The organism is Actinomadura geliboluensis, from assembly GCF_043197915.1.
Classification (GTDB): Bacteria; Actinomycetota; Actinomycetes; order Streptosporangiales; family Streptosporangiaceae; genus Spirillospora; species Spirillospora geliboluensis.
On record NZ_JBICUA010000024.1, the window covers coordinates 15,844 to 35,468 of the forward strand.

Sequence of the window (19,625 nt, forward strand, 5' to 3'; positions counted from 1 at the left end):
GGGGACCTCGTTCAGGAGCGTCGGGGCGGGATCAGGAGAAGTAGTCCTCGAGCCCGCCGCGGCGGCGGATGTCGAGGGTGGCGCAGTGGAAGCCGCCGCCGAAGGTGTTGACCGTGCGGAACGGGACGGGGATGGGCGTGAAGCCCTCCTTCTCCAGCACCCGCAGCAGCTCGGTCTCGCCCGCCTCGACGAAGATCCGCTCCTGGTCGAGCATCAGCGTGTTCATCGCGATCCAGCGGCTGCAGAAGTACATGGTCTGGTCGGCGGGGATGGCCGGCTCGGGGCAGACCACGGTGTCCCAGCCGGCGAACATCTCCGGCAGCTCCCGCACCCGCTCCGGGTTGATCAGCACCCGGCCCGGCCGCAGCGGGACGAACGTCGCGTTGAGGTGCATCGGGTGGTCGTCGATGAACGCGACCTCGTGCACCCGGAACTCGTCGCCGAGCAGCCGGCGCGTCCACTCGATGCCGAACCGGTTGGTGACGTGGCTGCGCTGGACGAGGATGTCGCGGCCGAACCGCATGAAGTCGCCCGCGTCCACGATCGGCTCGAACTCGGTGATGACGGACGTCGCGTCCGGGAACGGGTCGTCGGGCGACGGGGTGTCCGGCTTGGCCGCCGCGTAGCCGGGGTTGTAGGACGCGTCGGTGAGCTGCGGCTTCGGGGCGGCGACCCAGCGCGCGCCGCGCCGGAAGTAGTCCTTGAAGATGGTCCGGAACGGGTGGGTCGCGAAGTAGTACGAGCGCCAGCCCATCGTCGCCTCGACGATCTGGTCGCCGGCGACGAGCGCGATGTCGCGGGGGAAGGTGTGCGACGACCCGCCGGTGGACGACCAGTCGGCCGTGCCGAACGGGCGGGACTGGTCGACCGGGTCGGGCCGCCGGACCGTCACCCCCTCGGCCTCCAGGACGGCGACGAACCCGTCGAGCTCCTCGCGGGCCGCCTCGACCTGGTCGGGCGGGAACCCGCCGCCCCCGTTGCGCCGGTAGAAGTCCCACGCCTCGGGCGGGACGGTCGCCTCGATCGCCGGATGCCACGGCGGGACGGCGGCGCCGTCGATGACGCCGACGATCACCTCTTCGAGCGGGTCCCACTCGTTGTAGGAGCCGACCGGGCTCGCGGAGGGCGTGGGGCTCTCAGTCATCGCGGGAGGTCCTTTCGATGGTCCGTACGGTCACGCGCGCCTCCGGGGAGGCGGCCTTCAAGCCGTGCAGCCGGCTCCGCGGCACCAGCAGGACGTCGCCCGCCCCGAGCCGGTGGGGGCGGTCGGTCGCCCACGCGTACACGTCCACGTCGCCGCTCGTGATCTCGACGAGGCGGTCGGACTCGTACACGTCGGTGCAGAACGGGCTGTCCGGGCGCAGTGTGGTGGTGACGGCGTCGTCCAGCGCGGCGGACGCCAGCGCCGCGCCGGCCTCGGTGTGCTCGTCCAGGGTGTCGGCCCAGGCGATCTGGGCGCGGAAGTCCTCGTCGCCGAGGCGCAGCAGGAGCTTGGTGTCCTCGATGCCGCGCACCAGTTCGGGGATCACCAGCTCGCCGTGGGTGCGGGCCAGCCCGAGCAGCAGGTTCTCGTAGGTCATCCGCCCGTGGTGGACGTCGATGTGGGCGTGCTCGTCGCAGTACTTGGCGTCCACCCGGTCGCCGTAGACGGCGCGGAGCATCCGGCCGGTGTCGGCGAACCCCTGCGCGAACAGCCACTCCAGGTACGTCACCGCGGCCATGTAGCGGAACAGCCCGCGGTGGTCCTCGGTGAGCCAGTTGAAGTAGTTGACCCCGATCAGCGAGCTGGTGAGGTAGAAGTTCCAGTAGGCGTGCAGGTCGGTGCGCAACCCGACGCTGGCCAGCATCTCCTTGAAGATCGTGCTGTGCTTCGCGCCGTAGAGGCCGTACCCGAACTCGTCGTTGAAGATCTTGAAGAGTTCGGACTGCTCGACGCCGTAGGAGCCGCCCAGGTTCCGCGCCATCGCGGACGCCTCGGTCAGCGCGTCCAGCGCGAGCTGGATCAGGTGCAGCGACGCCGCCTCCTCGGGGTGCCGGCACTCGGTGATGGCGCGCATGGTGCCGGTCATCGGCGCGGCGGCGTCCACCGCCGGGTTGACCCCGGACGCGTCGGCGGGCGCGCCGGCCCCGCCGACCTCGGCGAGGAAGTACTCCTGGAGCTCGTCGAGCGTCCGGACGGGCGGGACCTTCACGGCGTCGTCCAGGAAGGAGAAGGCGTATCGCTCCAGGTCCGGGCGGACGCTGTCGCGCAACCGCCGCACCTCGTCGCCGTAGAACAGGTCGAAGTCGTCCTTGGCGGAGGCCAGCCCGGCGGCGGGCAGCAGGATCATGTCGCTCTCGTAGGCGTTGCACAGCAGCCGCCCGGCGATGAGCTGGCCGCGGCCGAGGAACCCGGCCTCGGTCGCGGGGACGGAGAAGTCGAGGGCCGCGACGTCCGGCGGGCCGACCGGCCGCCGGTACGGGTTGCCCTCGATGTAGACCTCCGGTCCGGGCCGGAAGATGCGCTGCGCGCAGTACGCCGCGAGGGCGTCCGTCGTGGCCGCGGTCATGACACCACCTCGAACTCGGCGTGGGCGAGCGGACGGCCGGCCGGCTCCCCGGCGGGCGTGTCGGCGGCGACCTCGAAGCGCACGCACTCGCCGTCGTGCGCCGCGTCCAGCACCACGGGCTCGCCCGGCTGGACGCGCGGCGGGGCCGGCAGGCACTGGATCGCCTGCTTCCAGTGCGAGTCGCGGCCCGGCGGGTTCCCCACCGTGATCCCCGGCAGCAGCTCCATCTCGAACCAGAACACGACCGCGTGCAGCGTCCCCGCCGCCGTCGGGTGGATCCGGAGCCCGGTGCGCCGCGGGCGGGCGTCGGCGGTGCGGAAGTCGAAGTCGAACACCGTCACCGGCTCGGACAGGACGCGGTGCTCGTGCCGGTGCAGCCGCGAGTCGAAGTACTCCAGCGTCGACAGCCGGTTGAACGGCGCCAGGTCGAAGCCGTACAGCTTGCCCACGTGGTTCTTGCGGTGCAGCGCCTCGCTCTCGACGAGCTGCGCGACGATCCGGCCCCGCGACGGCATGATCGTCGCGTCCGGGGTGAGCAGGTGCTCGCGGGCGTGCGCGATCGTGCCGAGGATGCCCTCGCCGAGCAGCCCGCAGTCGACGATCTCGGTGACGAGCAGGCCGGCGCGCCGGGGCAGGTCCGCCGGGACGCTCATCCGGGTCGACATCTTCGAGACGACGGTGACCGCGTCGTCGTACCCGGCCGCGCGGACCACCCGCGCCGCGGTCTCGGCGACGGACGGCTGCCCCTCGCACGCCACGACCTGGCGGGCGCCGGCCCGCGCCGCCATCATGGCCAGCAGGCCCGACCCGGCGCCGATGTCCAGCACCAGCGCGTCCGGGTCGGCCGCCACCGCCTGCCGGATGGCCCGGTCGTACAGTTCGGCGCGCTCCTCGTCGTGCAGCATCTCCCAGTGCCAGCGGGGGACGGCGCGGCGCACCGCCCGGTTCCGGCCGATGAGGGCCTCCTCGTTGCCGTCGTCCACGCCGAGGATCAGCTCGAACGCCTTGACGGCGTCCTCGTAGCGTCCCTGGTGGTGCAGGTCGCGGCCCCAGTCGAGGAACGCGCCGAGCTCCAGCCCGGTACGCTCCTGCGGGCCGCGCGCGGCCGGGTCCGAATCGTGCGTCCTCGTCACGACGGTGCCTCCTCGGTTGTCACAGGTGTGTTCATCGGCCCGCGTCCAGGGCGGGCTGTGCGGGGTCGGCGGCGCGGGGGGCGGTTCCGGTGTCGGACGGGTCAGGCGGCAGGTTCGCGAGGATCTCCCGGTGGATGACCGAGACCGGCGCGTCGCCGTCGTCGTCGGGGAGCACGATGACGGCCTCGTCCCCGCTGCGCACCATCGGCAGGCAGGTGCGCCGCACGGCGGCGACGCCGACCTTGGTGCCGTGCCAGGGGCAGTTCAGCCGCCGCCCGTCCGGGGTGAGGCGGGCCAGGCTCAGCGGCCCGCCGCGGTGCGGGCAGTAGTCGTGGACCAGCAGCGGCCGGCCGTCCGACCGGAGGACGAAGTAGCGGTCGTGGCCGACGAGCAGGGTGTTGTGTCGGCTCAGATCCATGACGATGACGCGGCCCATGGGCTCCTCGTGTCGGTTCGGCCGCCGCGGGGGGACGGGGCGTGCGCGGGCATGCGGGCAGGGGGACATGGCGGGGCGGCGGGGCCGCCCTCGCCACTGGTCGGACGGAGGGATCAGCCGGGAGCGGCGGTGTGCAGCAGCCAGGCGGTGTCGGCCGCGAGGGGCTTCACGCCGTAGAGCCGGCCGGCGGGGATCAGGACGGCGTCACCGCGTTCCAGCCGCTCCGGGGGTCCGGTCGGCGTGGTGATCAGGTCGGCCTCGCCCCGCTCGATCTCCAGGACCGTGTCCTCGTCGTGGCCGCGCGTGCCGAACGGGGCGCCGGGCGCCGGCGCGACCCGGCGCGTCCCGGTGACCTCGGCGTCCCGCGCGAGGTCGCGGTGGCGGGGGAGGTCGTCGGCCCACTGGATCTGCGCCGCGGTGTCGTCCTCGAACCAGCCGCCGATCAGCCGTGCCTCGGCGATGCCGCGCATCAGTTCGGGCACGACGCGCGGGCCGTGCCGCCCGGCCAGGGCCAGCAGGACCTGGTCCCGGGTGATCCGCCCGTGGTGCTCGTCGATATGCGCGTGCTCGTCGCAGTAATGCAGGTCGACCTCGTCGCCGAATATGCCGCGGAAGACCTTCACCATTTCCACGAACGCGGGCGCGAAAACCGCCTCGGCGTAAGTGACCGCACCCGCGTAGCGGAAGAACTTGGCATGATCACGGGAGAGGTAGTAATAGTAGTTGTTCGTCGCCAGCGGGCCGGCCAGGTAGAAGTTCCAGTAGGCGTGCACGTGCGTCGCCATCGACCGGCTGCGCAGCATTTTGGCGAAGATCGTGGTGTGCTTGGCGTCGTAGACGCCGTAGCCGAATTCATCGATGAAGATCTTGAACAGGGCGGACTGCTCGGGGCCGTAGGCGCCGGCGAGGTTCCGCGACATCGCGGACGCCTCGGTGAGCCCGTCGAGGGCGAGCTGCACCAGGTACAGGTCCGCGGCGCTCTCCCGGTCCCGGGCGTCGGCGATCGCGGTGAGCGCCGGCGACGGCCCGGCCGCGGCCTCGGCCACCACGTGCCGGAAGTAGGTCTCCAGCACCTCGGGGGTGGCGGCGCCGCTGACGTCCACCGCCTCGTCCAGGCAGCCGAACGCGAACCGTTCCAGCTCCGAGACCGTGCCCTCCCGGAGTTCACGCAGCTCACGGCCGTAGAAAAGGTCGAAGTCGTCATGCAGGACGGCCAGGCCCTGCTCGGGGAGCAGCACCGTCTCGGCCTCGTACCAGGTGCCGAGCAGCCGGTGCGCGGCGAGGGAGCGGTGCGCCGGCCAGTCGCCGGGGCGCAGCGGGCGCTCGAAGTCCGCCTCGGCCAGCGCGGCGGGGAAGAGCATCCGGCGGTAGGGGTTGGGGCCGTGCAGCACCTCGGGGCCGCCCTGGAAGAGCGGGCTGCCGGCGAACGCGCGGACCCGCTCGCCCAACGTGCCGCCGGGGAGCTCTTTGGCAGGATGTGACTGAGACTGGACTGTCATTTAGTTAGACCGTTCGCCTGACTACGTTGATGTCGTGGTGTAGGAGAGGGATCCCGGCCCGATTGTGTCGGTCCGAAACCATGAGGAACGGTGGCTGGTGCGTTGGCAAGTGGTCGGTAGAGTGGCGGGATAACGCAGTGAAAACGTATTCTCACATTAAGTGAGAGTGCCGTTTGCGTTGCGCGCTGGGCACGTTAACAAAGGTCACCGGGATGATCAATGATCGAAAAAAAGTTTGAGTACTCGATGACCAGCGGCGCGGCGGCGCGGAAGATATCGGTCATGTCCGAAAATAGGGCCCGGGGACACCCGCCGTCCGGCCGCCCCGGCGCCGGCGCGGCTCCGCATCCGGGCCCTGACCTCGGACTCTCCGGCTCCCGGTGGTCCGCCGCACGTGCGAGAAGGCGAGGGCGACGGAGCCCGGCTTAATTTGACTCGCTGTGAAGGGCGCGAGTCAGCGTCTAATCGGAGGTTGTCCCCGGTTCAATGTCCGTATCCGGCCGCCCCCCTGCCCCGCGACGACGCGACCGGAGCCGCGCTGGTCGGACCCGGACGCGCACGACCGGTCGGCCCACGATGACCGGGTGCCGTCCACGGGCCGCGGCTCCCTCACGAGGAACCGGGAGACGCGGCGAGCCCGCGGCCGGCGTACGGCCGCGGGCTCGCGGAAAAGCGGGGGAAAGCGGGGTGAGGGGCGTGCGCGCGGCACGCCGGCGCCGGACTCAGCCGCGCGGCACGAGGCACCCCGGCCGGTTGTAGTCGATCACGCTGCCGGGGGCGATGCAGGCGGCGAGGATGTAGGTCTGCTGCGCGTACCCGATGTTCGGGCGCACCGTGATGTTGCCGGACTGGTCCACCTCGCACGGGTTGTTCAACGTGCAGCGGCCGCCGTCCTCGTTGATGGTGTTGTTCACCGCGATGACGTCACCGGACGCCGCGTCGATGACCGGCGATCCCGACGTCCCGCCGATCACGTCGCACGCGGACGTGTAGCGGACCGAGTCCTTCCACGTCCACTGCCCCTCGCGGAGCCGGTAGGCGAACCCGTCGAGGCTGCACGAGTACATGCGCCGCCAGTAGCCGGAGACCACGCGCAGGGAGGTGCCAGCGGTCGGGTGCTGGAGCGACAGCTCCAGAGCGGGCGTGCCGTAGGTCTGCCTGATGCTGGCGTAGCTCCGGTTGAGCCGGTACAGGGCGACGTCCGTGTCCGTCATGGTCGCGTACAGCATCGCCGACGCGCGCAGGGTGCCGAGAGACCCCGTCCCGCTGGAGTTCAGCAGCGTGAACGTGCGGCTGGACGACCGGTTCGTGATGACCTGCCCGGCCGACGGCATGCCGCCCTCGTAGCAGTGGCCGTTGGTGAGCACGAGCGCCGGGTCGCCGTCGGCGGAGTTCGGGGTGCGCACCAGCGAGCCGGAGCAGTTGCTCAGCGCGACGATCCCGGTGAAGTCGACGGCGGCGCGGGGCGGCGCCGGCGCCTGGGGCGCGGCGGACGCTGCGGACGCTGCGGCGGTCAGCGTCCCGGTCCCGAGGAGGGCGGCGACGAGCACGCCCAGAATGCGTCTTTGCATGGCGGGGGGTCCTATCGGGGGGTGAGGGCGGCGGGGCGGGGGCGGGAGCCGCGCCGGCGCCTGCGAGCACCTGGGAGCACACGGCACTCGACGCCGGACGCGCAGCGCGATGGTAACCAGGCCCTTCGCGCCCGGGAAGGCCCGGATCGGCCGACCTGCGGGAACCCGGAGAATCAGGCAGGCATTGCAAAAGCGGACACTCCGCCGGACGTCCGAAAAGCCCGCCGGACACCCCCGCCCGCGCGCCGCCGCGGCCTAGACTGCGCGGCATGGACCTCAGCGACGCCACACGCATGATCCTGTCCGAGTCGGCGGCGCACCCGGAGCTGCTCCGGGTGACCCGGGAGGCGCACGACCGGCTGGCCCGCGGAGTCGGCGTCCCGCACACGGACCTCAGCTGGATGCTCCGGGAGGCGGCCCGCAAGAACGTCTATCCCGCTCTGCGCACCCGCTACGGCGTCGCCGCCTTCGACGAGATGGTCGTCGTCCTGTGCCGGGAGATCGACGACCAGGCCCCCGTGCCCGCCCGAACGCACTGACGGCGCCCGAAATGCACCGACAGCGCACGGATACGGGGAGCGTGCCCGAACCGCTGACGGCGCCCCGCGCCGCGCCTAGACTCCTCTCGGGCGCGACGCGTACCTTCGGCCGGAGGACGCGTACTTCGGCCTGAGGCGGGACAGTGCGCATCAAGGGCGGCGGAGCACCGGACGCGGAACAGCCGTGGAACGAGATCGTCCCCGGCCTGTGGATGGGCGGGCACTTCTACACGGAGTCCTCCGGCGAGCGCGCGCCCGCGGTCGTCGCGGACGAGTTCGACGTCGTCATCAGCATGTACCGCAAGGACGGCCACGGCCCGCCCGCCGACGTGGAGCACCACTACGAGGCCCTGCCGGACAGGCCCCTGACCGACGTGCAACTGGAGGCGGTGTCGCGCCTCGCCGAGGTGGCGGTGGGGGCGGTGCGACGCGGCCGGCGGGTGCTGGTCCGGTGCCACTCCGGCTACAACCGGTCCGGGCTCGTCGTCGCGCAGACCCTCATCGAGATGGGCTACCCGGCGGACGACGCGATCTTCCTCGTCCGGTACCGCAGGTCGAAGTGGGCGCTCAACAACCAGACGTTCGTCGACTACCTGACGACCGGGCTGGACGTGGCGCGGCTCCTGACCGGCCTCGGCAGCCTCACCGAGGACGGCGACCTCACGTAGCAGCGCCGGCGGCGGTCAGCGGCCGGCGGCGGCACCGCGGAACGTCCGCCGGTAGGCGGACGGCGACGTCTTCATCGCCCGGACGAAATGGTGCCGGAACGTCGCCGGGCTCTCGAACCCGACGGCCGCGCCGATCTCCTCGATCGGCGCCGTGCCCTCCTCCAGCAGCGGCAGCGCGGCCAGGACCCGCTGGCCGATGACCCACCGCAGCGGGCTCGTCCCCGTCCGCCTGCCGAAATGCCGGACGAACGTGCGCGGCGCGAGGCACGCCTCCCGCGCCATCCGCGCGACCGTGACGGGCTCGGCGAGGTGCGCCAGCGCCCAGGCCATCGCGCGCGCGACCGGGTCGTCCTCCGCGGGCGGGTGCACGGCGGCCTCCACGAACTGCGCCTGCCCGCCCTCCCGGTGCGGCGGGACGACCAGCCGCCGCGCGACCATGTTGGCGATCCGGGCGCCGTGGTCCTTGCGGACGAGGTGCAGGCACAGGTCGAGCCCGGCGGCGCTGCCCGCGCCGGTGAGAACGTCGTCGCCGTCCACGTAGAGGACGTCCGGGGTCACGCGGACGCGGGGGTGGCGGCGGCGGAGCAGGTCCGCGAACTGCCAGTGGGTGGTGGCCTCGCGCCCGTCCAGCAGGCCGGCGGCGGCGAGCGCGAACGCGCCCGAGCAGATGGACACGACGCGGGCGCCGCGCGCGTGCGCCGCGCGCAGCGCCGCGACCACCTCGGGCGGCGGGTCCCGCCGGACGTCGGGGACGGCCACGACCATCACGGTGTCCGCGGCCGCGAACGCGTCGAGCCCGTGCTCGGCGGTCATCGTGAAGCCGCCGACCACGCGCATCGGGCCGGGGCCGTACGCGCAGACCCGCAGGTCGTACCAGGGCACGTCCAGTTCGGGCCGGGGCAGCCCGAACACCTCGACGACCGCGCCGAGTTCGAACGGCGTCATCCCGTCGAACGCCAGCACCGAGACGGTGTGCCGGCGTGCCGGGGGAGCGGTGCGCATGGCCGGATCTTAGCGATGGTGGACGTTCCCGCCACTCCCGGACCGGTGCCGCGGCCCCCGAGGATCGAACCACCCGCACCGGACGAGGAGCCCCCCGATGACCGACACGCCTACCGACACGCCCGCCGACACCGCTCACCCCGCCGACGCCGTCTCCGCCGTCACGGCGGTGCCCGCGGGCGGTGCCGAGGAGGCGCGGCGGCACTTCGCCGCCCGGCTGGCCTTCGAGACCGATGTGTCGGACGTCGCCGCCGACCTGGCGGCGCGCGTGGCCGGGATCGTCGTCGTCGACACGCGCAGCGCCGAGAGCTGGGCGCAGGGCCACATCCCCGGCGCCGTGCATCTGCCCACCGCCGAGATCGCCGAGCGCGCCGGCGCCCTGATCCCCCGGGACGCGACCGTCGTCGTCCACTGCTGGGGGCCCGGCTGCAACGGCGCGCAGAAGGCGGCGCTGGAGTTCGCGAAGCTCGGCCGCCCGGTCAAGGAGATGATCGGCGGGTTCGAGTACTGGGCGCGAGAAGGGTTCCCCGTGGCGCGCGGCGGCGCCGTGACGCGCCGGTCCCCCGATCCGCTGACGGCCCCCGCATCGGGCGTCGCCTGCGCCTGTTGAGGCGGAGTCGGCGCATGTTCCGGCGGGGACGGGGCATAAGGATGTCCTTCGGCGACGTTAGACTCTACGAATCACTCTTCGACGCCCCCGGCGTCAGGCTCGTCCTTGCAGGCCGCCACATCGCGGTGCCTCCCGAGACGTGCCCCCCTCTCGGAAGGTAATGCGTGACCACAGCTGCCGCTGCACAGAACCCGACCATGCCCGCCACCGCGGACGAGGAGCGGGTTCCCACCTTCGCCGAGCTCGGCATCCCGCCGGTGCTGGTGAGCTCCCTGGAGCGCCAGGGCATCGAGGCGCCCTTCCCGATCCAGGCCGCCGCGATCCCCGACATCATGGCCGGACACGACGTCCTCGGCCGCGGCAAGACCGGTTCCGGCAAGACCCTGGCCTTCGGCCTGCCGCTCCTGTCCCGCCTCTCCGGCCGCAAGGCCGCCCCGAAGCGCCCGCTGGCGCTGATCCTCGTGCCGACCCGCGAGCTGGCCCAGCAGGTCCAGAACAACCTGGAGCCGCTCGGCCGCGGCCTCGGGCTGCGCTTCAAGACCGTCATCGGCCAGACGTCCATGTTCAAGCAGATCGACGCGCTGCGCCGCGGCGTCGAGGTCCTCGTCGCCACGCCCGGCCGGCTGAAGGACCTGATGCGGCAGGGCGCCTGCGACCTGTCCGACATCGAGATCGCCGTGCTGGACGAGGCCGACCACATGGCCGACATGGGCTTCCTGCCCGACGTCACCGACATCCTGGACGCCGCCAAGCGCGACGGCCAGCGCCTGCTCTTCTCCGCCACCCTCGACAAGGACGTGGACGTCCTGGTCAAGCGGTACCTGCACGACCCGGTCACGCACGCGATCGGCCCGGTGGACGAGTCCGTCGACACGATGGACCACCACCTCCTGCTCGTGGCGCCGAAGGAGAAGGGCGCCATCACCGCCGAGATCGCCAACCGCGAGGGCCGGACGATCCTGTTCGCCCGCACCAAGCACGGCGTCGACCGGCTCGCCAAGCAGCTCGTCCAGGTCGGCGTCCGCGCGGCGGGCCTGCACGGCGGCAAGAGCCAGGGGCTGCGCACCCGCACGCTCGCCGAGTTCCGCGAGGGCTCCATCAGCGTGCTGGTCGCCACCGACGTCGCCGCCCGCGGCATCCACGTCGACGACGTGTCGCTGGTCATGCACGTCGACCCGCCGGCCGACCACAAGGACTACATGCACCGCGCCGGGCGCACCGCCCGCGCCGGGGAGCGCGGCACCGTCGTCACGCTCGTCCTGCCGCACCAGGTGCGCTCCACGTCGGCGATGACGCGCCGGGCCGGCATCAACGCGCCCCGCGTCCGGGTGGCGAGCGGCGACGCCGAGCTGGTGAAGCTGACCGGCGCCCGGCAGCCGTCCGGCATCCCGATCGAGGAGCCGATCATCCCCGAGCGTCCGCGCCGCGAGGGCGGCCGCGGCCGGCAGGGCGGCGGCGGGCGCCGCCGGGGCCCGCGCTCCTTCGACCGCCAGGACGGCGGGCGCCGCCGCGAGGGCGAGGCCGGCCGCGGCGAGCACCGCACCTATTCCGGCGGCGACCGCCGGGGCGGCGGCCCGCGCACGGGCGGCGGCTCGCACGGCAACCGCCGCGGCGGCCCCCACAGCGGCGGCGGCGACCGCCGCGCGGCCCGCTACAACTGACTGACGCCCCTCCAGGGCGACGCCTCCGAGAAGCCCCGTCCGGCACCCGCCGGGCGGGGTTTCTCGCGTCCGGCCATGCGGGACGCCGCCACCGGCCGCCTCTCAGTGAACCCGGCGGCCGTCACCGGCGTCGTAGGTCGCGACGGGAGCGGCGCGCGGAGGAGGGATCCGGAGGGTGACGTACTCGCGGGGGCCGGGACGTCCAGGGGAGGGGGCGCCCGCGTCGCTGGTGATACGCGTCCAGTCGGCGACCTTGGCGGGACGGCACGGGCCGAACTCGATGTCGCTCCCCGTCCAGGCGCAGATCGGTGACACGAGACTGACGCTCCGGCAAGGTGACAATCCGCTCCCCCTGCCGCCGGGCGTATGGCCGGTCACGGTCTGGTGCTCGTACTACGGCATGAAGTCGGGACGGGCTGACATCACCGTGGACACGCGTTCGGGCCGTCCGACCCTGCTCTACTACACGGCCCCGAGGACGATCTACAACCGCGGCGTGCTCGGCTACGAGCCCGCCGAACCGCCCGGCAAGTCGACGCTGCTCGCCATCTACACGCTGGCGCCGGTCACGGTGATCCTGGCCGTCGTCATCGCCGCCCTCATCGCCCGCTGACGGGGGTTCAGCCGGCCTCTTCCTGGAGGGTGTCGTCCTCCCGGAGGGCCTCCTCGCGCACTGTGGACTCCTCGCGGAGCCTGTCCTGGAGGATCTGCAGGCCCTCCAGGCCGTCCACGGACAGGGCGGCCAGCTCGTCCAGGGAGATCAGCGGGCCGTTGCGCAGCGGCGGCTGCCAGCCGTTCTCCTTGTCGTGGCTGCGCAGCACCTTCGCGGGGACGCCGCCGATGACCGAGTGGTCGGGGAACTCGCCGCGGACGACGGCGCCGCCGGCGACGGCGACGTTCCGGCCGAGCCGGGTGCCCGGCAGGATGATCGCGCCGGTGCCGATCCAGCAGCCGTCGCCGATCACGACCGGGTTGTTCTCCGGCCACTGCCGGCCTATCGGCGTGTTCAGGTCGCCGTAGGTGTGGTTCTGGTCGGTGATGTAGACATTGGGGCCGGTGAAGACGTCGTCGCCGATCTCGATGGACTGGTGCCCGACGATGTGGGTGCCGCGGCCGAGGGAGCAGCTCGCGCCGATCCGGACGATGACGTCCGGGCCGAGGTCCAGCCCGGGGACGAACCCGGCGGAGATCGTGACGTGCGTTCCGACGAGGGTGTGGTCGCCGATCGAGATCCACGGCTCGCCGTAGATCGAGCCGACGGGGAAGCCGATGCAGGCGCCCTCGCCGAGGTAGGCGAACTTGCGCCGGCCGGGGGTGTGCGGGGTGATCTCGCCGTGCCGCTGGACCCATTCCCAGGCGCGGTGCACGGCCACGTGCACGCCCTGCCGCGCCCGCTGCCTCGCGCGGGCCGCCAGCGCCTGCCGGACGGAGTTCTTCGGCGACATGGGCGTTACCGTACCGGGTGGTAGCAACCCCCGCGCACGGCGGAGCGCAACTCGCGGACGAGGATGGACCCCCGGAACGGCGGAGGGCCCGGCCGTTCGGAAACGGCCGGGCCCTCCGGTGCGCGCACTAGTGCGGCGAATGCACCTGACCGTCGACATCGGCGCCGGAAACCGTCATGGAGTCGGCCGACGTGGCGTCCTCCACATGCTCCCCGGAACCCTTGGTCATGTCGCGGATGACGCCGCGCCGCGTCGCGACCACACCGGCCGCGCCGACGACGGCGACGGCGCCCATCATCGCCATGAGCGTGCCGCGCCCGGGACCGGACCGCCGCGGCGGCTCGACCCGTCCGGCGACATCGCTCAGAAACGTGCTCACCCGCGGGGCGAGCCCGGACTCCACGTACCGGGCCGCTCGCCGGAGCCTCGGTGCGCTCCAGCCGCGGACGAGCATGACACGCTCCTGCGCGGCGGGTGCGATCCGCTCCGCCGTGCTGGAGGCACTCTGCCGACACATCTCGGCGCCCTGCCGGGCCGCCTCCTGGACACGGCCGAACCGCGTGAGGACTTCCTCCCGCGGCTTCCGGCGGAGACTGATCATTAGGGACACGCTAACCTCCCTGTTTGCGAGGTCCTGTCGTGCAGCCTTCCCAGCGATCGGGAGGTAAACCCCGAATGCGTGACCAGCTGTGCGCGCGGGGTAGTCGAATCGGGCGCGACCGAGACCGTAACGTTTCGAGCAAGACATCCATCCGATGAGAGAGGCGGCCAGCGTGGCCAACGAGATCTTCGCGACGCTCACCACGTCGCTCGGCAAGATCGTGATCCAGCTCTACCCGGAGCAGGCGCCGGAGACCGTGGCGAACTTCGTCGAGCTGGCGGAGGGCACCCGGACCTGGACCGACCCGAACACCGGCCAGAAGACCGACAGGCCGCTCTACAACGGGACGATCTTCCACCGCGTCATCGACCAGTTCATGCTCCAGGGCGGCGACCCGCTCGGCACCGGCACCGGCGGCCCCGGCTACCAGTTCAAGGACGAGTTCCACCCGGACCTGAAGTTCAACCGCCCGTACCTGCTGGCGATGGCGAACGCCGGGCCCGGCACCAACGGCTCCCAGTTCTTCATCACGCTGAGCGTCGCGCACACCCAGCACCTGACCGGCCGGCACACCATCTTCGGCAAGGTCATCGAGGGCACGGACGTCGTCGACCGCATCGGCAAGGTGGAGACCGGGCGCGGCGACCGCCCGAAGCAGGACGTCGTCCTGGAATCGGTGACGATCGAACGTCGTTAGTCGTCTCTAGTAGTAGAGACCCGCGCGACGCGGAACCCGCACCGGCCACGGAGCCCAGATGAGCACAGACCACAGTCCCGCCCCCGAGACCTCGGTGCCGACCTGTTACCGGCATCCGGGGCGCGAGACGTATGTGCGCTGCACCAGGTGCGACCGCTACATCTGCCCTGACTGCATGCGGGACGCGGCGGTCGGGCACCAGTGCGTGGAGTGCGTCGCCGAGGGCAACCAGGGCGTCCGCAGGGCGGTGCCCCGGACGGTCCTCGGCGGACGGGCCGCCGCGTCCGCGGTGCCGGTCGTCACCTACACGCTCATCGGCGTGTGCGTGGCGGCGTACGCGGCCGAACTGGCGTCGTGGCGCGTCGTGTGGGAGTTCATGATGCTCGGCCAGGCCGTCCTGCCGGACGGCCATGTCGGCGGCGTCGCGCAGGGCGAGTGGTACCGGCTCTTCACCACGATGTTCCTGCACCAGCGCGGCGGGTCGTTCGGCATCACCCACATCCTGTTCAACATGTGGGCGCTGTACGCGGTCGGCCCCGCGCTGGAGCAGGTGCTCGGACGCTGGCGATACCTGGCGCTCTACCTGCTGTCCGGCCTCGGCGGGTCGGTGCTGCTGTACCTGGTCGGCGCCCCGCAGGACTCGGCGGTCGGCGCGTCCGGCGCGATCTTCGGGCTGTTCGGTGCGTACTTCGTGATCGGCCGCAGGCTGGGCGGGCCGGTCGGGCCCATCGTGGTGCTGCTGGTGATCAACCTGGTGATCACGTTCTCGGTGCCGGGCATCTCGTGGCAGGGCCACGTCGGCGGCCTCGCCGTGGGCGCGGTGCTCGCCGCGGCCTACGCGTACGCTCCCGCCGCGCGGCGCCGGCTGTTCCATCTCGGGGCGCCGCTGCTCACGCTGGCGCTGCTCGCGGCGCTGGTGCTGATGCGGACGGCCGAGCTGAATCCCGCCATGTAGCCGGACGGCGACGCGGTTCGGCGACGCGGACGCCGTTCACCCGCGGCGGCGTCCGCGCAGCCGAACCGTCGGACCGGGCCTGTGGAAAGTTCCTGTGGAAAACCTGGGGAAAGCCGGGGTGGGAGATCCCCGACCTGTGGATAACCCGCCGTCAGCGCCAGCGGGTCGAGAGGATCACGCCGAGGATGATCGCCGCGAAGCCGATGCCCAGGTTCCAGTTGTGCAGGTCGGTCATGAACGGCACGTCGGTGCCGGTGCTGGCCGTCACGTAGAAGACGGCGATCCAGATCAGGCCGATGAGCCACAGCCCGACCATCGTCGGCACCAGCCAGCGGGGGCTGACCTCGGGCGCCTTCGACTTCTGGGGCGGGGTGTAGACGGCCTTCTTACGCACTTTCGACTTGGCCACGGTGGGATCGATCTCCTCGGGCGTCCGGCGGCCGGAGCGCCGGACCGCGCATGGGTGTTTTGTCGGTTAGCGTAGTCGCTGGTGACCACTGTCTGATGAGCAATGTACGGCGTTCCGCGTGGGGAAGCATCATCCCAGCTCTCACGCTCCTCGCGGGCACCTTGTTCGCGGCGAGCGCGAGCACGGCCCGCGGCACGAGCCTGCGCGAGCAGGGCCGCACCCGGATCACCGAGCTCATCACCGCCGAACAGCGTCGCGGCCGCGCGGAGCGCGCCGAGTACCGGCGGTTGCGCGACCAGGTAGACCGTATCTCCCAGGAGGCCGGACGTCACGACGCCCGCGTGCGCGACGCCCGGGAGGAGGCCGAGCGCCGCGCGGCCGGGGCCGGGTTCGCCCCGCTCACCGGGTCCGCCGTCCGCGTCACGCTGGACGACGCGCCGCTGCCCGAGTCGGGCGCCCTGCCGCACGGCGTCGGCCCGGACGACCTCGTCGTCCACCAGGCCGACGTCCAGGCCGTCGTCAACGCGCTCTGGGCGGGCGGCGCCCAAGGCATGCAGATCATGGATCAGCGGATCATCGCGACGAGCGCCGTCCGGTGCGTCGGCAACACGCTGATCCTCCAGGGCGTCGTGTACTCCCCGCCGTTCCAGATCACCGCAGTCGGCGACCCGGACCGGCTCCGCGCGGCGCTCGGCGCGTCCGCCGAGGTCGCCGTCTACCGCAAGTACGTCCGCGCGTACGGGCTCGGCTACTCGGTGCGGAGCGTGGGACGGGCCACGCTGCCGCCCTTCACCGGCAGCGTGACCTTGAAGCACGCTACGGTTCCGGCGGGGCCGGGCGGCTGACCCGACCGGACGAGGAGGCATGCGGTGCGGACGGTGATCCGGGGCATGGGCGAGCTGTGCATCACCGCCGGCCTGATCGTCATGCTGTTCGTCACCTACGAGCTGTGGGGGACCGGGCGCTACACCCAGGGCCAGCAGGACCGGCTGCAGGACGAGATGATGCACAGCTGGCGCGCCGCCCCGTCCGCGTCGGGCAAGGTCACCACGGAGAAGGTGAAGCTCGGCAAGGGCCTCGCGGTGATCCGCGTCCCGCGGTTCGGCGACGACTACCGCTTCGTCGTGGTGGAGGGCGTCACCCGCGCCGACCTCCGCAAGGGGCCCGGCCACTACCCGGGCACCGCGCTGCCCGGCCAGGTCGGCAACTTCGTCGTCTCCGGGCACCGGACGACGTACTCCGCCCCCTTCAACCGGCTCGGCGAGCTCGACCGGGGCGACAGGATCCTGATCGACACCCGCGACCGGCAGTACGTCTACACCGTCACCGACCGCAGGATCGTCAAGCCGTCGGCGGTGGAGGTGACCGCGCCCGTGCCGTTCCATCCGAAGCGCCGGCCGACCGAGCGGCTGATCACGCTCACCACCTGCCATCCCAAGTACTCCGCCGCCGAACGAATGATCATCTTCGGTGAGCTGGCCGAGGCGCTGCCGCGCGTGCCGGCCGCCGCCGGCACGTAGGAGGTCGTCCCGTGTACGCCTGGATCTGGCGCCGCCTCCCCGGCGAGTGGCCCACCAAGGCCGCCGTCGCGGCCGGCATCGTGCTCGCGGTCGTCGCCGTCCTCTGGTACGCGGCGTTTCCGCGGGTGGAGGCGAAGCTCCAGTTCGACCACGGCGTCGTCCAGGACCCGGGTGTCGTCCAGAGTCCGGCACCGTCAGGTTCCGCACCGCCCGGCTGATGGTGCACCGCTCTGACCTGCACGAACTCCGGGAGCCGCGCCGTCCACCGGAAGGATGAGAAAAATTCGGTTGAAATCCGTAACGTCCTAGGGCCGCGTGACGAAGACCATAACGAGGGCTTCCGCCATTGCCCCCGAGTGGCGGAAGCCCTGCTTCATGCCCGGACCAGGACGGACCGCGGCCCCGTCCCACGGCCTCCGCGCACGCGAAGGACCCCGGCTCCCCCACGTGGGGAACCGGGGCCCTTCGCGCGTTCAGCGGGCCGTTCAGCCCTGGCCCTCGCCCGGCGGCCAGCCCGGCAGGTTCGGCGACGAGGGACCGCCCGGCTGGGTCGGGGTCGGCGGCGGCTTCTCCGCGACGAAGATCGTCACCGTGTCGCCCGGGGCGACCGTGGCGCCCTCGGTCGGCTGCTGGTCGAACACGAAGCCCGGCGCGACCTGCTTGTCCGGGGGCGGCGTGCCCTTCTCCACCCGGCACTTCAGCCCGGCCGCCTCCAGCTTCCCGCACGCGGCGCGCTGGCTGTTGTTGAACAGGTTCGGCATCTGCACGCTCGACGGCCCGTTGGAGAACACCACCGTGATGGTCGCGTTCTTCGGCGCCTTCGTCCCGCCGGCCGGGTCGGTGCGGATCACGGTGAGGCGCGGGACGGTGTCGCTCGTCTCGGCCCGCCTCTGCACCTCGAAGCCCTTGGCCTCCAGCAGCTTCTTCGCCGTCGTGTACGGCTGCCCCGCGACGTTCGGGACCTCGATCTCCGTCGGCGGCTTCTTGCCCTTGGACACCAGCAGCGTCACCGTGGCGCCCTTGGCGGCGTTCGTGCCGGGCTTCGGATCGGAGCCGATGACGTTGCCCGCGTCGATGTCGTCGCTGAACTCCTTCTTCGGCTCGCCGAGCTGGAAGCCGAGCTTGGTCAGCTGCGCCGTCGCCTCGCTCTCCGAGACGTTGACGATGCTCTGCGGAATCGCGACCTGCGTGTTCTTCTCACCGCCGCCGCCGCTCAGCATCCAGCCGATCAGCGCGGCGCCGCCGATGAACAGCACGGCGAGGCCCACCCACAGCGCGGCCTTCCGCCCGCCCCCGCCGCGCTCGGGCATCTCGTCGTCGTAGCGGACGGGAGGCAGCCCGTACCCGTCGTCCTGCGGGTGGTGCATCTGTGTCCGGGACGCGCCGTGCGGCGGGTAGGCCCCCATCACCTGGGTGCCCTGCGGCACCTGCGCGCCGCCCATCAGCATCGTGGACGCCGCCGTCGACGCCACCGGATGCCCCTGCAGGACGCGCTGGATCTCCTGCCGGAACTCCGTCGCGTTCTGGTAGCGGTGGTCGGCCTCCTTGGCCATCGCCTTCAGCACCATCGCGTCCGCCCACTGCGGGATCTGCGGGTCCACCTGGGACGGCGGGACCGGCTCCTCCCGGACGTGCTGGTAGGCGATCGCGACCGGGGAGTCGCCGGTGAACGGCGGCTTCCCGGTGAGCAGCTCGTACAGGACGCAACCGGTCGAGTAGATGTCGCTGCGGGCGTCCACCCGCTCGCCGCGCGCCTGCTCCGGGGACAGGTACTGCGCGGTTCCGATCACCTGGGCGGTCTGCGTCATCGTGGACGCCGAGTCGGCCATGGCGCGGGCGATGCCGAAGTCCATGACCTTGACCTCGTGCTGCCGGGTGAGCATCACGTTGGCCGGCTTGATGTCGCGGTGCACGATCCCGCCGCGGTGGCTGTAGTCCAGCGCCCGCAGGATCCCGTCGGTGATCTCCAGTGCCTTCTCGGGCAGCAGCGCGCGGTTCTCCCGGAGCAGGTCGCGCAGCGTGCTCCCGTCCACGTACTCCATCACGATGTACGGGATCGAGTTGTCGCCGATCATGTCCTCGCCGGTGTCGTACACGGCGATGACCGAGGGGTGGTTCAACGACGCGGCCGACTGGGCCTCGCGCCGGAACCGGGCTTGGAACGTAGGGTCACGGGCCAGGTCGGACCGCAGCGTCTTGACCGCGACGACGCGATCGAGGCGCAGGTCTCGGGCACGGTAGACCTCGGCCATGCCGCCCCGCCCGATCACCGAATCGAGCTCGTAGCGGCCGCCGAGCAGCCGAGGTTGACTCATATGTGCACTTTCCCT

General features: G+C 72.1%; 22 protein-coding genes. 10 read left to right on the forward strand and 12 right to left on the reverse strand.

Features of this window, described 5'->3' with window-relative positions; all coding sequences use genetic code 11:
- Positions 1-31: 31 nt before the first annotated feature.
- The 6 genes from ACGFI1_RS43865 to ACGFI1_RS43890 all read right to left on the reverse strand — a co-directional run bounded on the left by ACGFI1_RS43865 (position 32) and on the right by ACGFI1_RS43890 (position 7,188).
- Positions 32-1,144: a hypothetical protein gene (locus tag ACGFI1_RS43865; RefSeq protein ID WP_392793565.1), complete on the reverse strand. Its 1,113-nt coding sequence runs from the start codon at positions 1,142-1,144 to the stop codon at positions 32-34.
- The gene (locus ACGFI1_RS43870) at positions 1,137-2,549 is read right to left on the reverse strand and encodes an iron-containing redox enzyme family protein (protein WP_392793567.1); all 1,413 of its coding nucleotides are present in this window, start codon (positions 2,547-2,549) and stop codon (positions 1,137-1,139) included. The genes ACGFI1_RS43865 and ACGFI1_RS43870 overlap by 8 nt, the downstream gene beginning before the upstream one ends.
- Positions 2,546-3,682, reverse strand: coding sequence for a 50S ribosomal protein L11 methyltransferase (locus ACGFI1_RS43875; RefSeq protein ID WP_386874828.1), 1,137 nt, complete (start codon positions 3,680-3,682; stop codon positions 2,546-2,548). Before ACGFI1_RS43875 ends, ACGFI1_RS43870 begins: the two co-directional genes overlap by 4 nt.
- 31 nt (positions 3,683-3,713) lie before the next feature.
- Positions 3,714-4,118 carry a Rieske (2Fe-2S) protein gene (locus ACGFI1_RS43880; RefSeq protein ID WP_386874827.1) on the reverse strand — a complete coding sequence of 135 codons (405 nt, stop codon included), beginning with the start codon at positions 4,116-4,118 and terminating at the stop codon, positions 3,714-3,716.
- A 113-nt stretch (positions 4,119-4,231) separates the two neighbouring features.
- Positions 4,232-5,617, reverse strand: coding sequence for an iron-containing redox enzyme family protein (locus tag ACGFI1_RS43885; protein ID WP_392793569.1), 1,386 nt, complete (start codon positions 5,615-5,617; stop codon positions 4,232-4,234).
- Between the two features lie 722 nt (positions 5,618-6,339).
- Positions 6,340-7,188: a S1 family peptidase gene (locus ACGFI1_RS43890; RefSeq protein ID WP_392735604.1), complete on the reverse strand. Its 849-nt coding sequence runs from the start codon at positions 7,186-7,188 to the stop codon at positions 6,340-6,342.
- 269 nt (positions 7,189-7,457) lie between these two features.
- Here ACGFI1_RS43890 and ACGFI1_RS43895 point away from each other — a divergent pair, with 269 nt between their 5' ends.
- Together ACGFI1_RS43895 and ACGFI1_RS43900 are read left to right on the forward strand one after the other, a co-directional pair.
- Positions 7,458-7,727: a hypothetical protein gene (locus ACGFI1_RS43895; protein WP_392793571.1), complete on the forward strand. Its 270-nt coding sequence runs from the start codon at positions 7,458-7,460 to the stop codon at positions 7,725-7,727.
- 143 nt (positions 7,728-7,870) lie between these two features.
- A complete protein-coding gene (locus tag ACGFI1_RS43900) occupies positions 7,871-8,395 on the forward strand; it encodes a protein-tyrosine phosphatase family protein (RefSeq protein ID WP_392793573.1) in 525 nt (174 codons plus the stop codon).
- 15 nt (positions 8,396-8,410) lie between these two features.
- On the opposite strand, the gene ACGFI1_RS43905 is transcribed toward ACGFI1_RS43900, so the two are convergent.
- The gene (locus ACGFI1_RS43905) at positions 8,411-9,397 is read right to left on the reverse strand and encodes a helix-turn-helix domain-containing protein (RefSeq protein WP_392793574.1); all 987 of its coding nucleotides are present in this window, start codon (positions 9,395-9,397) and stop codon (positions 8,411-8,413) included.
- Between the two features lie 97 nt (positions 9,398-9,494).
- Here ACGFI1_RS43905 and ACGFI1_RS43910 point away from each other — a divergent pair, with 97 nt between their 5' ends.
- Complete coding sequence (locus tag ACGFI1_RS43910; protein ID WP_387068859.1) at positions 9,495-10,007, forward strand: rhodanese-like domain-containing protein; 513 nt, start codon at positions 9,495-9,497, stop codon at positions 10,005-10,007.
- A gap of 197 nt (positions 10,008-10,204) precedes the next feature.
- Positions 10,205-11,668 (forward strand): DEAD/DEAH box helicase, encoded by a 1,464-nt coding sequence (locus ACGFI1_RS43915; protein WP_392793575.1) that lies wholly within the window; start codon positions 10,205-10,207, stop codon positions 11,666-11,668.
- 102 nt (positions 11,669-11,770) lie between these two features.
- Here ACGFI1_RS43915 and ACGFI1_RS43920 read toward each other — a convergent pair whose 3' ends face one another.
- On the reverse strand, positions 11,771-11,983 hold the full coding sequence (locus ACGFI1_RS43920; RefSeq protein ID WP_392793576.1) for a hypothetical protein: 213 nt from the start codon (positions 11,981-11,983) through the stop codon (positions 11,771-11,773).
- 112 nt (positions 11,984-12,095) lie between these two features.
- Between ACGFI1_RS43920 and ACGFI1_RS43925 the strand changes: the two genes are divergently transcribed.
- Positions 12,096-12,281: a hypothetical protein gene (locus ACGFI1_RS43925; protein ID WP_392793577.1), complete on the forward strand. Its 186-nt coding sequence runs from the start codon at positions 12,096-12,098 to the stop codon at positions 12,279-12,281.
- Between the two features lie 7 nt (positions 12,282-12,288).
- Here the strand turns inward: ACGFI1_RS43925 and ACGFI1_RS43930 are convergent, their stop codons facing one another.
- Positions 12,289-13,113: an acyltransferase gene (locus ACGFI1_RS43930; RefSeq protein WP_138641515.1), complete on the reverse strand. Its 825-nt coding sequence runs from the start codon at positions 13,111-13,113 to the stop codon at positions 12,289-12,291.
- Positions 13,114-13,240: 127 nt separating this feature from the next.
- Positions 13,241-13,714, reverse strand: coding sequence for a hypothetical protein (locus ACGFI1_RS43935; RefSeq protein ID WP_138641514.1), 474 nt, complete (start codon positions 13,712-13,714; stop codon positions 13,241-13,243).
- A gap of 154 nt (positions 13,715-13,868) precedes the next feature.
- Between ACGFI1_RS43935 and ACGFI1_RS43940 the strand changes: the two genes are divergently transcribed.
- On the forward strand, positions 13,869-14,411 hold the full coding sequence (locus tag ACGFI1_RS43940) for a peptidylprolyl isomerase (RefSeq protein WP_301174014.1): 543 nt from the start codon (positions 13,869-13,871) through the stop codon (positions 14,409-14,411).
- A 58-nt stretch (positions 14,412-14,469) separates the two neighbouring features.
- On the forward strand, positions 14,470-15,366 hold the full coding sequence (locus ACGFI1_RS43945; RefSeq protein WP_138641512.1) for a rhomboid family intramembrane serine protease: 897 nt from the start codon (positions 14,470-14,472) through the stop codon (positions 15,364-15,366).
- Positions 15,367-15,517: 151 nt separating this feature from the next.
- Here the strand turns inward: ACGFI1_RS43945 and ACGFI1_RS43950 are convergent, their stop codons facing one another.
- Complete coding sequence (locus ACGFI1_RS43950; protein WP_089327631.1) at positions 15,518-15,775, reverse strand: cell division protein CrgA; 258 nt, start codon at positions 15,773-15,775, stop codon at positions 15,518-15,520.
- Positions 15,776-15,870: 95 nt separating this feature from the next.
- Here ACGFI1_RS43950 and ACGFI1_RS43955 point away from each other — a divergent pair, with 95 nt between their 5' ends.
- Genes ACGFI1_RS43955 through ACGFI1_RS43965 form a run of 3 tightly spaced genes read left to right on the forward strand, consistent with a single transcriptional unit; the run spans position 15,871 to position 17,513 of the window.
- On the forward strand, positions 15,871-16,620 hold the full coding sequence (locus tag ACGFI1_RS43955; protein ID WP_392793578.1) for a DUF881 domain-containing protein: 750 nt from the start codon (positions 15,871-15,873) through the stop codon (positions 16,618-16,620).
- A gap of 24 nt (positions 16,621-16,644) precedes the next feature.
- Entirely contained in the window at positions 16,645-17,295 is a 651-nt protein-coding gene (locus ACGFI1_RS43960) for a class E sortase (RefSeq protein WP_240808542.1), read from the forward strand.
- 11 nt (positions 17,296-17,306) lie between these two features.
- A complete protein-coding gene (locus ACGFI1_RS43965) occupies positions 17,307-17,513 on the forward strand; it encodes a hypothetical protein (protein WP_138641510.1) in 207 nt (68 codons plus the stop codon).
- A gap of 267 nt (positions 17,514-17,780) precedes the next feature.
- Here the strand turns inward: ACGFI1_RS43965 and pknB are convergent, their stop codons facing one another.
- Positions 17,781-19,610, reverse strand: coding sequence for a Stk1 family PASTA domain-containing Ser/Thr kinase (gene pknB, locus ACGFI1_RS43970; protein ID WP_392793579.1), 1,830 nt, complete (start codon positions 19,608-19,610; stop codon positions 17,781-17,783).
- Positions 19,611-19,625 lie beyond the last annotated feature (15 nt).